Source organism: Shewanella sp. SM95 (assembly GCF_025653595.1).
Lineage (GTDB): Bacteria > Pseudomonadota > Gammaproteobacteria > Enterobacterales > Shewanellaceae > Shewanella > Shewanella oncorhynchi.
In genome coordinates this window covers 67350-81788 of record NZ_JAKKSE010000001.1, presented here as the reverse complement: position 1 = coordinate 81788, position 14439 = coordinate 67350, and the positions used below count along the sequence as shown (strand labels likewise).

The 14439-nt window shown below is 47.0% G+C and carries 11 protein-coding genes; 9 read left to right on the top strand and 2 right to left on the bottom strand.

What is annotated here, in order from left to right; all coding sequences use genetic code 11:
- Window positions 1-74: 74 nt before the first annotated feature.
- Window positions 75-1004 carry a TIGR01212 family radical SAM protein gene (locus L5M29_RS00335; RefSeq protein ID WP_107946825.1) on the bottom strand — a complete coding sequence of 310 codons (930 nt, stop codon included), beginning with the start codon at window positions 1002-1004 and terminating at the stop codon, window positions 75-77.
- A 587-nt stretch (window positions 1005-1591) separates the two neighbouring features.
- Between L5M29_RS00335 and gltB the strand changes: the two genes are divergently transcribed.
- From gltB to L5M29_RS00295, 8 genes are all read left to right on the top strand, one after another.
- A complete protein-coding gene (gltB, locus tag L5M29_RS00330; RefSeq protein ID WP_263165620.1) occupies window positions 1592-6040 on the top strand; it encodes a glutamate synthase large subunit in 4449 nt (1482 codons plus the stop codon).
- Window positions 6041-6046: 6 nt separating this feature from the next.
- On the top strand, window positions 6047-7453 hold the full coding sequence (locus L5M29_RS00325; protein WP_219252993.1) for an FAD-dependent oxidoreductase: 1407 nt from the start codon (window positions 6047-6049) through the stop codon (window positions 7451-7453).
- A gap of 319 nt (window positions 7454-7772) precedes the next feature.
- Window positions 7773-8483 carry a 5'-methylthioadenosine/adenosylhomocysteine nucleosidase gene (locus tag L5M29_RS00320; RefSeq protein WP_263165618.1) on the top strand — a complete coding sequence of 237 codons (711 nt, stop codon included), beginning with the start codon at window positions 7773-7775 and terminating at the stop codon, window positions 8481-8483.
- A 22-nt stretch (window positions 8484-8505) separates the two neighbouring features.
- Window positions 8506-9495: a cobalamin biosynthesis protein gene (locus L5M29_RS00315; RefSeq protein WP_263165616.1), complete on the top strand. Its 990-nt coding sequence runs from the start codon at window positions 8506-8508 to the stop codon at window positions 9493-9495.
- 56 nt (window positions 9496-9551) lie between these two features.
- Window positions 9552-9929: a DUF2721 domain-containing protein gene (locus L5M29_RS00310; RefSeq protein WP_012088590.1), complete on the top strand. Its 378-nt coding sequence runs from the start codon at window positions 9552-9554 to the stop codon at window positions 9927-9929.
- Window positions 9926-10552 carry a trimeric intracellular cation channel family protein gene (locus L5M29_RS00305; RefSeq protein WP_105249873.1) on the top strand — a complete coding sequence of 209 codons (627 nt, stop codon included), beginning with the start codon at window positions 9926-9928 and terminating at the stop codon, window positions 10550-10552. The genes L5M29_RS00310 and L5M29_RS00305 overlap by 4 nt, the downstream gene beginning before the upstream one ends.
- A gap of 1 nt (window position 10553) precedes the next feature.
- Window positions 10554-11045 (top strand): nuclear transport factor 2 family protein, encoded by a 492-nt coding sequence (locus L5M29_RS00300; RefSeq protein WP_028760847.1) that lies wholly within the window; start codon window positions 10554-10556, stop codon window positions 11043-11045.
- 126 nt (window positions 11046-11171) lie between these two features.
- Window positions 11172-11600: a hypothetical protein gene (locus L5M29_RS00295; RefSeq protein ID WP_113940677.1), complete on the top strand. Its 429-nt coding sequence runs from the start codon at window positions 11172-11174 to the stop codon at window positions 11598-11600.
- A 99-nt stretch (window positions 11601-11699) separates the two neighbouring features.
- Here L5M29_RS00295 and tyrS read toward each other — a convergent pair whose 3' ends face one another.
- A complete protein-coding gene (tyrS, locus tag L5M29_RS00290; protein ID WP_168823448.1) occupies window positions 11700-12893 on the bottom strand; it encodes a tyrosine--tRNA ligase in 1194 nt (397 codons plus the stop codon).
- Window positions 12894-13019: 126 nt separating this feature from the next.
- Between tyrS and L5M29_RS00285 the strand changes: the two genes are divergently transcribed.
- Complete coding sequence (locus tag L5M29_RS00285; RefSeq protein WP_113940678.1) at window positions 13020-14426, top strand: peptidoglycan DD-metalloendopeptidase family protein; 1407 nt, start codon at window positions 13020-13022, stop codon at window positions 14424-14426.
- The last annotated feature ends 13 nt before the right edge of the window (window positions 14427-14439 follow it).

The window sequence follows — 14439 nt, the reverse complement described above, 5'->3', positions numbered from 1 at the left end:
TCGTAAATAAACGCTTACGACATAATAGCGACGACATAACATTTAGGGAGTAAATTTATCCCACTAACTTGCCTCTATCGTTGCGCTAATGCGTGCCCTTGTCCACCATAAAGCTGCAAATTATCCACAATCGCCACCAATCCATCCCAACGATAGGCACACCAATCGGGTGCTAATAGCATAGGTTTTTTCGCATAAGCGGTGACACGGTGAAAAATAACTTCTAGGGGGGTATGGCGGATCATCTCTCCGACACTGTGGGCATAATCCTCAAGACTCAATAAAGGTAAGCGCCCACTTCGCCACGACTTAGCCATAGTGCTACCTTCGACGATATGCAAAGGATGTAGCTTCAAACCGTCAACACCCTGCTGCAATACAGCAGCTAAAGTCGCCATATAATCGTTATGGGTTTCATCGGGTAAGCCAAGAATAAGATGAGTGCACACCTTAAGACCGCGAGCTCTCGCCCTAGACACAGTGTCACAATAACAGGCGAAATCATGGCCACGGTTAATTCTACGCAGTGTTTCATCTTTGGCTGTTTGCAACCCGAGCTCTAACCACACATCGACACCATTTTCCTGATAGCGCGCCAGTAAATCCAGTACATTATTCGGTACACAATCGGGGCGAGTTCCTACACATAAACCGACTATCTCGCCATCTTTAACCGCTTCATCGTACTTAGCCATTAACACTTGATATTCATCGTAAGTGCTAGTGTAAGCTTGAAAATAAGCAATAAATTTATCGGCTTGTGCCTGAGGCTTCGCCTCACGATAGCGGCTCTTACCCTGTTCAAGTTGCTCAGTAATACTCAATACATCGGCGGTTTGATGGCTAAATGACGCCACATTACAGAAAGTGCAACCTCCACGCCCCAAAGTGCCGTCACGGTTAGGGCAAGTAAACTTAGCATCTATAGTGAGTTTTCGCAGTCGGGTGCCATATCGCGCCTTGCAAACGGCACCAAAGGTGTTCACATATGCATCAAGCCCCATCAGAGCACCCACCAAATTTCATATCGCTTCATTGAGAATAACCAAGATAAAATCACAAATAGAAAAGAAAATACGTGAACAAATAGAAGAAAAAGCTTAGTGTAAACAAGGTAGCGAGAGTTTTCTTAGCGCTACATCAAATTCCCGCCTGACTCATACCGTTATTATCATAAATGTGCGCATCCTCAAATTAGCCAGCTTACCGCTGAGATCTTGCTCACACCAAAATGAATAACAATTCAACAATTTTAATTTTTTATCTATTTACTGTGTTTGCAATAAAAATCACTATTTCTAAATCAAAAACAATCCCACCAGCATGTTACACCTTGGTAAATTTTGAGTTTGATAGTTTTTAAAATTCTTTTTATTCATAATGTTATACAGCACATTTTACTGTTAACGTTAACGTAAGCCAATTGTGGTTTGTGTATGAAACATGAATTAATACCCATGTTTTATGCAAATTTTTGGTTTGACCTTTATTGAATCTCAGGCTAATTTGGGTGGTTCGGGTGCATATCTATAGAAAGTCTTTACATTTTCTCCCCGAGTAGTAATCAGTTGAGGTCTAGGGAGGTTTTTGTATGAGCTTATATCATCCCAGTTTTGAGCGGGACAATTGTGGTTTTGGGTTGATAGCACAGATGGATGGCGAAGCCAGCCACCGCATAGTGCGCACGGCAATCCATGGTCTAGATCGCATGAAGCACCGCGGGGGCATTGCCTCCGACGGTCGCACTGGCGACGGCTGCGGTTTATTAATGCAATTACCCGTGCAATTTTTTGAAGCGATTGCCGCGGAAAATGATTGGCATTTGAGCAGAAAATTTGCCGTAGGTATGCTGTTTTTAAGTCAAGATGATGAACTGGCTGACCAAGCCAAGTTTATTCTTGAGCGCGAACTCGAGCGTGAAACCTTAAGTATTGCAGGCTGGCGCAAGGTGCCTGTCAATCCCGATGTGTTAGGTGAAATTGGCAAGGCTAGCCTGCCACAAATCTATCAAGTGCTGATCAACGCCCCCATTGGCTGGCGTGAAAAAGACTTGGAACGTCGCCTTTATATGGCGCGTCGCCGCCTAGAGCAGCAGATCACCGACGACAAAGACTTCTATGTCGCGAGTTTGTCAGGCCAAGTTATCGTCTATAAAGGTCTGATGATGCCTGTGGACTTGCCCGCGTTTTATCCCGATCTCGCGGACATTCGCTTAAAAAGCTCTATCTGCCTATTCCATCAACGTTTCTCAACGAATACTTCTCCTAAATGGCCATTAGCTCAGCCGTTTAGATATTTAGCCCATAACGGCGAAATCAATACGATTACGGGTAACCGTCAATGGGCCCGCGCCCGTGCCTATAAGTTTAATTCACCGCTACTGCCAGATTTGCAGCAGGCCGCTCCCTTTGTGAATGAAACAGGCTCAGACTCTTCATCTTTAGATAACATGCTGGAAATGCTGTTATCTGGTGGCATGGACTTATACCGTGCCATGCGTCTATTGATCCCGCCTGCTTGGCAAAGTAATCCGGAAATGGATGACGAATTAAAAGCCTTCTACGACTTTAACTCTATGCACATGGAGCCTTGGGATGGTCCGGCAGGTATTGTGATGACCAACGGTCGCCATGCCGCCTGCGCTGTTGACCGTAATGGTCTGCGTCCATCGCGTTATGTGATCACAAAAGATCGTATTTTGACCTTAGCTTCCGAAGTCGGAATTTGGGATTACGCCGCCGATGAAGTGATTGAAAAAGGCCGTGTTGGGCCGGGTGAATTGCTGGTATTAGATACCTTGAACGGCCGCCTGTACCAATCTTTTGAAATTGATAACGATCTTAAACGCCGCCACCCTTACAAAGAGTGGATGGCGAAAAACAGCCGTACTTTAACGCCAGCGGAAGATTTAGCCTCTGAGCAGCACGGTGCCAGCGAGTTAAGCCCTGAACTATTGTTGCAATACCAAAAACAATTTGGCTATACCCGTGAGGAATTAGAACAAGTCATTTGGGTATTGGCGAAGCAAGGTGAAGAAGCTACAGGTTCTATGGGCGACGACACACCTATGGCGGTATTGTCGAAAAAGTCACGTTCCCTGTATGACTATTTTAGGCAGAAATTTGCTCAAGTAACGAATCCCCCCATAGATCCATTACGTGAAAAGCACGTCATGTCATTGACCACTTGTATTGGCCGTGAACAGAACCTCTTCAATGAAACGACTGGGCATGCTTACCGGGTGATGTTCAATTCACCTATTTTATTATTCAGTGATTTTAACCAGTTACTGGGATTAGATAGCACTTACTATCGCGCCAATATTGTCGATTTAAATTACGAACCACAGGAAGGCTTAGAAAGCGCCATTCGCCGTATCACTGCCGAAGCCGAGCGTTTAGCCCGCAGCGGCACGACTTTGTTGATCCTTTCGGATAGAGCCATAGGTAAAACTGCGCAAGTGATCCCCGCGGCCATGGCGGTCGGTTCTGTGCAGCAAATGCTAGTGAATAAGAGCCTGCGCTGCGACACCAACATCATAGTTGAAACCGCATCGGCGCGAGATCCGCATCACTTTGCCGTATTGCTTGGCTTTGGTGCCACGGCGATTTATCCGTATTTAGTGTATGAGTCAATTTCCGAACTGGCGAAACGCCATGACTTAACCGATACCACGGCATTGATGTTGAACTTCCGCTACGGCATCGAAAAAGGCTTGCGTAAGATCATGTCCAAAATGGGCATCAGCACTGTCGGCTCTTATCGTTGCAGCCAACAATTTGAAGCCATAGGCATTGCCAGCGAAGTGATCGAACTATGTTTTAAAGGCGTAATTAGCCGCATCGAGGGTGCAGGCTTTGCAGAAATCGCCCAAGACCAGGCTATTTTGCACAAAGCTGCCTACCGTGCCCATGTGCCATTACCGCAAGGTGGCCTGCTGAAATACGTTGAGGGCGGCGAGTATCACTGCTTCAACCCTGATGTGGTCAACACCTTGCAAGCGTCATTGATTGACAAAGATTTTGCGAGCTATAAAAAATTCGCCGAACTCGTCGACAATCGTCCCGTGGCCACACTGCGTGACTTAATCGGTATTAAGGGCGCGCAAACATCGATTAATGTCGCCGATGTAGAAGCGGCATCAAATCTATATTCACGTTTTGACAGCGCCGCCATGAGTATCGGAGCTTTGAGCCCCGAAGCCCATGAAGCGCTGGCTATTGCAATGAACCGCTTAGGCGGCCGCTCGAACTCAGGTGAAGGTGGTGAGGATGCACGCCGCTTTAATACTGAACGAAACTCTGCAATTAAACAGATTGCCTCGGCACGCTTTGGCGTCACGGCGCATTATTTAGTTAATGCCGATGTGTTGCAAATTAAAGTCGCCCAAGGGGCAAAACCCGGTGAAGGTGGTCAGTTACCCGGCCATAAAGTCAGCGTTGAAATCGCCGGACTGCGTCATGCACGCCCAGGTGTGACCTTGATTTCACCGCCGCCGCACCACGATATTTACTCTATCGAAGATTTAGCCCAGCTGATTTTCGACTTGAAGCAAATCAATACTAAAGCGCTGATTTCAGTGAAACTTGTGTCAGAACCCGGTGTGGGCACGATCGCCACCGGCGTGGCCAAAGCCTATGCGGACATGATCACGATTTCAGGGTATGACGGCGGCACAGGTGCTAGCCCAATTACCTCAGTGAAATATGCGGGCAGTCCATGGGAGCTAGGGTTAGCCGAGGTGCATCAATCGCTAGTAGAAAATGGTCTACGCCATAAAATTCGCCTGCAAGTCGATGGCGGCTTAAAAACCGGTACCGATGTGATTAAAGCCGCGTTATTGGGCGCCGAAAGCTTTGGTTTTGGTACTGTGCCTATGATCGCCCTAGGTTGTAAATACCTGCGTATTTGCCACTTGAACAACTGTGCGACTGGCGTAGCAACGCAAGATAAAAACCTGCGCGACAACCATTACCATGGTCTGCCAGAGCGAGTGATGACTTACTTTGAGTTTGTTGCACAGGAAGTTCGTGAATGGATGGCGACCTTAGGGGTGAGCAAGTTTGAAGACCTCGTCGGTCGCAGTGAATGGTTATATGCCCTCGAAGGCCAAACAGCGAAGCAACAAGGCTTAGATCTGTCACCGATTTTGTATCAACCCAAAGTGCCAGCAACCTCGTCACGCACTTGGCAAGAAACCAATCCACCGGCGGATTTAGGGCTGCTTAACCAGCATTTATTAAACGAATGCCAAGGTGCCGTCGATAAGGGCGAGAGTTTCGATGCCGCTTACAGCATCAACAACACAGACCGTTCCGTTGGCGCGACGTTGTCAGGCTATATCGCGAGCACACTCGGCGTCAAAGGCACCAAAGCGCCGGTCAAACTGAGCTTTAACGGCAGTGCCGGCCAAAGTTTTGGCGTGTGGAACAGCCCAGGCCTTGAGTTAAAACTCTGCGGCGATGCCAACGACTATGTGGGTAAAGGCATGTCTGGCGGCCAAATCGTCATCTACCCGCCAATTGGTAGCCCGTTCCAAAGTGAGCGCAGCGCCATTGTCGGTAACACGTGTCTTTACGGCGCGACGGGCGGCAAGTTCTTCGCCGCAGGTCAAGCGGGCGAGCGTTTTGCAGTCCGTAACTCTGGGGCGATTGCTGTGGTCGAAGGGCTTGGCGATAACGGCTGCGAATACATGACCAGCGGCATTGTGGTTGTCCTTGGTAAAACAGGGGTGAACTTCGGCGCTGGGATGACAGGCGGTTTTGCCTATGTGTTCGATCAATTCGGCCGCTTCAATCGCCGTGTGAATACTGAGCTTGTCGATACTCAAAAACTTGAATCACCGATCCATCAACAACATTTAAAAGGTCTGATTGAAGCCCACGTGGCCGAGACGGGCAGTGAACATGCCAAGATGATCTTAAGTGATTTTGGTAACTGGTTAGATTGCTTCGTATTAGTAAAACCTAAAAATATTGCCGTGGCCGATCTGCTCAAATTAGAGAAATCGAGCCCAGAATTAGTTGTAAAAGCGGGGTAATGGCGCATGAGTAACGATTTTCAATTTATTGAAGTGGGTCGTAAAGACCCCGCTAAACACCCTGCAGCTAAACGTGCGACTCAGTTTATTGAGATTTATCAGCCTTTTGCTCAGCCTCAAGTGGCTGAGCAAGCGGACCGCTGTTTAGATTGCGGCAATCCTTATTGTGAGTGGAAATGCCCGCTACACAATTATATTCCTAACTGGCTCAAGCTAGCGGAACAAGGTCGCATTATGGAAGCGGCAGATTTAGTGCATGAGACCAACACTCTGCCCGAAATCTGCGGCCGTGTTTGTCCACAGGACAGACTCTGTGAAGGTGCTTGTACTCTGAACGACGACTTTGGCGCTGTCACTATCGGTAATGTCGAAAAATACATTACCGACACAGCGATCGCCCAAGGCTGGCGCCCCGATATGAGCAAGGTCACGCCTCGCCCTGAACGAGTGGCGATTGTCGGTGCGGGTCCTGCGGGTTTAGGCTGCGCGGATATTCTGTCTCGCAACGGTGTTAAAGCTGTGGTCTTTGATAAATATCCACAAATTGGTGGTCTACTCACCTACGGTATTCCGTCTTTTAAACTCGACAAAGCCGTTATGGCGACCCGTCGCAGTGTATTAGAAGGCATGGGCATTGAGTTCAAACTCGGTGTCACTGTAGGTAAGGACATCCCATTTACTAAACTGCTCGAAGAATACGATGCAGTCTTCCTCGGTATGGGCACATATACCGCGATGAAAGCAGGCCTTGAGGGTGAAGATGCCCAAGGCGTATACCAAGCCCTGCCCTATTTGATTGGTAACACCCATCATTTAATGGGCACCCAGAATACTGAAACGCCCTACCTGAACCTTGAAGGTAAACGTGTGGTGGTATTAGGCGGTGGTGATACTGCGATGGATTGTGTGCGCACAGCCGTCAGACAAGGTGCCAGCAGCGTAGTCTGTGCTTACCGCCGGGACGAGGCCAACATGCCAGGCTCACGTCGTGAAGTGCAAAATGCGCGGGAGGAAGGCGTTAACTTCCTGTTTAACCGTCAACCTGTGGCGATTAAAACCCAAGATGGCAAAGTGATCGGCATTGAATGCGTTGAAACAGCCATGGGCAAGGCCGATGCAAGTGGTCGTCAACGCGCCGAAGCGATTGCCGGTAGCGAACAGTTGCTCGAAGCCGATGCGATTATTATCGCCTTTGGTTTCCAACCTAGCCCAGCACCTTGGTTTGCCGAACACGGTATCGAGCTCGATCAATGGGGCCGAGTCAAAGCGAGCAAGTTAGACGAAAACCCATTCCAAACCACCAACCCGAAAGTGTTTGCCGGTGGTGATATGGTGCGCGGTTCTGACTTAGTCGTGACAGCCATTGCCGAAGGTCGCGATGCCGCCCAAGGTATTCTTAACTACTTAGACTAAGCGCTATAGATTCAGCGCCACGTGTTTGTTTTATCGGTAAAAAACATTTTATCGTTGTCATTTTAACAAGCACTCCAATGGCTGGACTCGTGCAAACGAGTTCAGCCATTGGCTAGTGGCTTATCGCAATCGGTTGATGGATAAAATAGATAGATAAAGCGCGCATCTTAGGAGCGCACTTTTCCGTTAACCCTCCCGCGTTTTACCCCGCGATTATCAAGCAATCCCAATCTCGCCATAACGACTGCATAAAACTGTGTGGTATATTAGCCAGCATTCCTATGTCCCACTCTTAAGTGTTGAATCAAAAAGGTCTCTCATGAAAATTGGAATTATTGGCGCAATGGAGCCAGAAGTCGCTCACCTGATCGCCGCCATGACAAATCCGATATCGCAAACCATTGCTGGTATTGAATTTATTTCTGGTACTCTCGCGGGTAAAGACGTAGTCGTGACTCGCTCAGGCATAGGTAAAGTCGCCGCAAGTATTGCGACCACGCTACTCATCGAAAAATATGCGCCGGATGCGGTGATCAACACAGGTTCTGCCGGTGGTTTTGTGGATTCGCTGGCCATTGGCGATATCGTGATTTCTTCTGAAGTACGTCACCATGATGTGGATGTCACCGCCTTTGGTTATGAAATTGGCCAAATGGCGCAGCAACCAGCTGCGTTTATTCCTGCCGCACATTTAGTTGAAGCTGCCAACAAAGCGATTGCTCAACTAGGTGAAGTCAAAGCAATTGAAGGTTTGATTTGTACTGGCGACAGCTTTATTTGCGATCCTGTTCGCACCCAAGCCATGCTCAAAAACTTCCCGACTATGGCTGCCTGTGAGATGGAAGGCGCGGCAATCGCTCAAGTTTGTCATCAGTTTGGAGTGCCATTTGTGGTGATCCGCTCTTTATCGGATAACGCCAACAATGACTCGCCAGTGGATTTCGACTCTTATATTGTCAAAGCGGGTTATCACTCGGCTCTGATGGTGATGTTGCTGCTTGAGCAACTGAATCCTAGCGCAATAAAATAATCACTTAAGTGGAAAGTACCGAATGCACACCTCTTTTTATCAACAACTTGTCGAGATAGATGGCGCTTTGTTTGAAGGCTTTTTGGTACTTTTTTTTGCTTTGTTATTGGCGCGGTTAGCGCCATTACCACGGGAAATGCAGCCGCTTATTTGGTTTGGCCATTTAGCTAAGCAACTCGCCGCCAAGGTAAATCGCCCAGAACGCTCTCCAAGCCAACAAGCCACAGCAGGCTTTTTAGCTATGATGCTGTTACTGTTTCCGTTTTGGGCCATTATCACCTTTTTGCTCGAACTGGCCGCCTTTCCATGGTTTTTCGAATTTTTGGTGCTTTATCTATGCTTAACCGATGCAGGGTTTAGCCAAGTCGCCGATGAAATCGCTAAAGCCTTAAAACGTGGAGACAATGCCAGCGCAAAAAAGCTTTTACAGCCTTGGGTAGTGCGCGATACCGATAGTTTGTCGGAAATCGGCCTAGCCAAAGCCACCATAGAAAAACTCGCCACAGCGCCTATTTACGGCACAGCATCGACCATTTTCTTTTTCGCTATTGCTGGAGCACCGCTAGTGCTAGCTGTGCGAATGCTCAAACAACTCGAATTGAGCTGGCCGCCCATTAAACCAAAGTATCAACATTTCTGCAGTACTGTGAATGGTGTATCGATTATCTTGCTGGCGATTCCGGCTTGGTTGTGGAGCCTGTCGCTCGCCATTCAAGGCGGGCCTAAGGCGTTTGCAAAACTTTTTAGAGCCCCTAAAAATCATCACGCTATTCGAGGTTATGTTCTCAGTGTGAATCTCGTGGCCAGTATTTTGAGAATCGAGCTCGGTGGACCACAGAAGTTTGCTGGCGTGCGTATCAATGTGGATAAATTGTGCTACGGTCCGCAGCCAACCAGTGATGACATCACGCCTGCAATTAAGCTGACCTCACGTGCCTGTGCTATCTGGTTTAGCTTTATCATTATACTGCCCTTGTTATGGGCAAGTTTACGTTGGTTACAAAGCCTGTGATATGATGCCGCATTATCTCAACGTGAAGTTAAAGGCTGACCATCTTGCTCGAAAACATGCATGTTTCATTAACAACACCTGCGTTGTTATTTCCTGCTATCTCATTGTTACTATTAGCTTATACCAATCGTTTTTTTGCCTTAGCCGCATTAATCCGAAATTTAAGCAATGGTGAAAAACCCGTACATAAAGATCAAATTAAGAACCTGAGCCAGCGTATTACCATCATTCGTCGAATGCAGGAAGCAGGTGTGTCAAGCTTTGCCCTATGCGTACTGTGTATGATTTTTATCTATATCGGCTTTAATAAAACCGGCTCAGTGATTTTTGGCGCTAGCCTACTGCTCTTGCTCTATTCACTGATTTTATCTGTGATTGAAATCCGCATCTCTGTTGACGCATTAAATATCCATATCAAAGAGATGAGTAAATGAGCCAGTGGATCTACTTTTTTGATTTATGGGGTACCGCTGTATTTGCATTATCCGGCGCACTTGCCGCTGGACGCCATAGAATGGACCCCTTTGGCGTAATAGTGCTCGCCTCGGTTACCGCTGTCGGTGGAGGCAGTATTCGTGATGCCTTAATTGGTGCAACGCCAGTGTTCTGGATCCGCGACCCGAATTACATCATAGTGATCCTCGCGACCGTGCTCGTCTGTTTGCTATTAGTCCGTCGCCCTCGTAAGGTACCCGAGTATATTTTACCCGTCGCAGATGCCTTTGGATTGGCCCTCTTTACCGTGATAGGTGCTGAAAAGGCCCTCAATATGGGCTTGAGTGGGATGATTGCCGTCGTAATGGGCTTGATCACAGGCGTGGGAGGAGGCATTATTCGAGACTTACTGTGTAGACAAGTTCCTATGGTCTTACGCACAGAAGTCTATGCCACAGCTTCGATCATAGGTGGTATCGGCTATACCGTGAGCTTAGCCTACGGTATGGGCGAAAAAATGGCGCTGTTTCTGGCGATGGCCAGTGCCCTGTTAATCCGCTTAAGTGCCATCAAGTGGCATCTTTCATTACCGGCCTTTGATCTCAAGACCAAGAGGGAATAGTTTGCGAATATTGTGTTTTATTTTGTGCCTCATTTTTGTTCCAGCCCTCAATCCTGCAGCGGCGCAAGCCAACTCAGGTGAAATGCCACAAGAACAGCAGTTAGCCGTAAAATATATGAATGCGCTAACTGAACACGACTATAAGACACTGCGAAAATTCTATAACCGCGAAAGCGTCTTCTTCGACAAAACCGCCAACCGTAAATACACTGGCGGCCGCTTCATTATCGACTTCCTTGAGCGTGCCCACGAGGGCGTGCTCGAGTACAACTTCAACATAGAACACATGTATAACGCAGGCTCTTTAGTAGTGATGATAGGTAACTATCATTTCAAGGGTCCAGGTGAACAATTTGGCAAACCGGGGAAAATCATCGATGTTGCGATACCTGGTGTGACAAGCCTTAAGATCGACATGCTCAATCGCAGAGTAACGGAACATGTCGACCTAATCGATTACCAGACCATGTCAGACCAATTAGCGATGCAGTAGTCACAAAATTTACCCGTCTTTGAAACTTGATCCCTAAAAACGAGTCGAAACTAACAATGAGTCAATACCACTGCGTATTTTACCTTTGAAAAATTGACTGAGCCATTTCGTTTCAATGAGGTTTGTATGAAGTTTTTTGGATTGATTGCCCTACTCGCCCTTAATGGCTTAATACTGGCCCCCAAAGCACAGGCCTTACAGCCCATTATCGTTTCCTACGCCGTTCAGCCAGTAAGCCATTTTAATCAACAACTACGTACCGCTCAGGCACAACATCAGCCTTGGTCGGAAGATCCCAATAAAATCAGCAGCCAATATGCAGGCAACAAATTTACCTTAGTGCGAACTCAAACCAATAAAGACGGCATTTTAACCTATCAAGTGAGCGAGCTTTCCAAGCAGCATCCACAGATGCTGTTGATTATCTCACTGAAACAAAACGCTAAACTTTGGCAGGTAAGTTCGGCCCAATTGGCATGGAAATGCAGTGGTGGGCAACACTTTGGCACCGACAGATGTAATATCGCCGAGCATGAGGCCAGCACAGCGCCTTAATCTTGTATTGTCAAAAGATTCAAAAACAAAGAGCGCCCTAAGGCGCTCTTTTTGTTCGTTTAAACTTACTGTAGCGTAAACCTAACTAAACCAACGTCACTATACCAAAGTCACTTTGGCAAACTTACGTTTACCGACTTGGAATACAGCAACAGTACCCGTGAACAAAGTCATACGGCTATCTTCTAGCTTTTCGCCGTCCATCTTCACCGCGCCTTGCTTGATCATCCGCATCGCCTCTGAAGTCGACGACACTAAGTCAGCGTCTTTCAACAGATTGGCAATCGCAATACCTTCACCCGCAGCTAACTCAATTTCTTCGATATCATCGGGGATCATGCCCTTAGAACGATCGACAAAGGCTTGATGCGCACTTTCGGCAGAAGCTGCATCGTGGAAACGTGTGATAATTTCCTTAGCTAAGGCGATTTTAGTGTCACGTGGGTTAGACCCATTCGCCACATCTTGCTTAAACTGTTCAATTTCAGCCAGTGGGCGGAATGACAGTAGTTCAAAGTAACGCCACATCAAGTCGTCCGAAATTGACATCAGCTTGCCAAACATTTCATTGGCAGGTTCGCTCACGCCAATATAGTTATGCGCCGATTTAGACATTTTCTTCACGCCGTCTAAACCTTCGAGCAGCGGCATCATGATCACAGCTTGTGGCTTTTGGCCTTCAGCTTTTTGCAGTTCACGGCCCATTAACAGGTTGAACTTTTGATCTGTACCACCCAGCTCAACATCGGCCTGTAGCGCAACTGAGTCATAGCCCTGAAGTAAAGGATACATAAACTCATGAATCGCAATCGACTGACCCGAGGCATAACGCTTCTTAAAGTCATCGCGCTCCATCATACGAGCCACAGTTTGCTTAGACGCGAGACGGATCATACCAGCGGCGCCCAATGGCTCTAACCAGCTTGAGTTGAATTCGATACGAGTCTTAGCAGGATCGAGGATCTTGTAAACCTGTTCTTTATAGGTTTCTGCGTTTGCTAAAACTTGTTCACGGGTGAGCGGCGGACGTGTGCTATTTTTACCACTTGGGTCCCCCACCATACCAGTAAAGTCACCAATCAAAAAAATGACTTCATGACCTAACTCTTGGAATAATCTTAATTTATTCAAGATTACTGTGTGTCCAAGATGGATATCCGGAGCGGTAGGGTCAGCGCCTAACTTGATACGGAGTGGACGTCCTTCTTTGAGTTTTTCCAGCAGATCCGCTTCGAGTAAAATCTCATCGGTACCACGTCTAATTTCTGCTAATACTTGGTCTAAATCAGCCATCTCGGCAGGGACTCCTAAGGCCATGATCATAAAATGAAGAGACTTATGTTACTTGTTAGCCACCACAATTGAAAGTGTGTACACTAACGGGATTATTTAAGTCTCTGGTTATTGGTATCGGCGTCAATGGGAAAGGTTATAACGTTATTTAAATTGTTGCCTAAAAAGCATCAAATTCTCCTTAGCATTCTTTCAGTTATCACAATGATAACCATGCTTCTACCTTCTGAAGAAGCGCAAGCTTCAAGACAAACCACTAGCATTGATGACCAAGCTCAAATCAACACCCGTTATGATGTGCCCTTAGCTTTTCGCTCGCCTGAACGCCCTGAGTTACTAGAAGGTCAAACAGATAATGCTCCGACAACGGCTGAACCGTTATCCTCACCCGATGCGCTCGCTGCAGCTGGAGCTAATAATCAAGCCGCAGGATCCCACGAAAGCGCTCTCCACAGAGATGTCGAACATTTTAACGTCAAAAATGGTGATACTTTAGCCGCGGTATTTGACCGCGCTGGCTTAACCAGCAAAGACGTTTATGAAATCACCCAGTTGCCTTTAGCCAAGCAAAACTTACTTAAGATAATGCCGGGCGAAGAAATTGTGATTTCAAAGGATGCAAACGGTAATTTGACTGAAGTACGTTATCGGGTCGATGCTATTTCCACGCTAGTCATCACTAAAAGCCAAGAGCAATACAACGAAAAAATCTCCGAAAAGGATGTGGAAATTCGCAACCATTTCACCAGTGCCAAAATTAAGAGCAATTTCTGGAATGCCGCAGTGGATGCAGGCATGTCTGCCAACCAGATATTACAATTATCGACCGTATTCGGCTGGGATATCGACTTTGCCTTAGACTTACGCGAAGGCGACAGCTTCGCCATTATTTACGAGCAAGAATATGCCGATGGTGAATTTTTGCGTAATGGCAATATCTTAGCTGCAGAATTTGTTAACCAAGATGAGCGCTATACTGCCATTCGCTATACCGACGGTAACTATTATTCCGAAAATGGCACTAGCATGCGTAAAGCCTTCCTGCGCTCACCGGTCGATTTTAAGTATGTCAGCTCCAACTTTAATCCAAGACGTTTGCACCCAGTGACAGGCCAAGTCAAAGCCCATCGCGGTGTAGACTATGTCGCAGCCATTGGCACGCCCATTAAAGCTGCGGGTAGTGGACGCGTTATTGAGTCTGGTTATAATCAATTCAACGGTAACTATGTGTTTATCAAACATAACGATACCTATACCACCAAATATCTACACCTCACAAAACGTAATGTCAGCAAAGGCGCCAACGTTAAGCAAGGACAAATTATTGGTACTTTAGGTAAAACAGGCCGTGTCACAGGGGCTCATTTACATTACGAATTTATCGTCAATGGCGTACACCGCAACCCGAGAACGATTACGCTACCGAAATCCGAATCAATTGCGAGAAAAGAAAAAAATCAATTCGATGCACTTAGCAAGCAATTGATGACTACACTTTCGCAAAACAAGCAAACGCAATTGGCAATGCAATAACGACGGATGGATT

Coding starts and splice junctions, on each gene's coding strand:
- L5M29_RS00305 (WP_105249873.1), top strand. CDS start 9,926: ATGAGCCAGTGGATCTACTTTTTTGATTTATGGGGTACCGCTGTATTT.
- gltB (WP_263165620.1), top strand. CDS start 1,592: ATGAGCTTATATCATCCCAGTTTTGAGCGGGACAATTGTGGTTTTGGG.
- L5M29_RS00325 (WP_219252993.1), top strand. CDS start 6,047: ATGAGTAACGATTTTCAATTTATTGAAGTGGGTCGTAAAGACCCCGCT.
- L5M29_RS00295 (WP_113940677.1), top strand. CDS start 11,172: ATGAAGTTTTTTGGATTGATTGCCCTACTCGCCCTTAATGGCTTAATA.
- L5M29_RS00310 (WP_012088590.1), top strand. CDS start 9,552: ATGCATGTTTCATTAACAACACCTGCGTTGTTATTTCCTGCTATCTCA.
- L5M29_RS00320 (WP_263165618.1), top strand. CDS start 7,773: ATGAAAATTGGAATTATTGGCGCAATGGAGCCAGAAGTCGCTCACCTG.
- L5M29_RS00335 (WP_107946825.1), bottom strand. CDS start 1,004: ATGGGGCTTGATGCATATGTGAACACCTTTGGTGCCGTTTGCAAGGCG.
- L5M29_RS00285 (WP_113940678.1), top strand. CDS start 13,020: ATGGGAAAGGTTATAACGTTATTTAAATTGTTGCCTAAAAAGCATCAA.
- L5M29_RS00315 (WP_263165616.1), top strand. CDS start 8,506: ATGCACACCTCTTTTTATCAACAACTTGTCGAGATAGATGGCGCTTTG.
- tyrS (WP_168823448.1), bottom strand. CDS start 12,893: ATGGCTGATTTAGACCAAGTATTAGCAGAAATTAGACGTGGTACCGAT.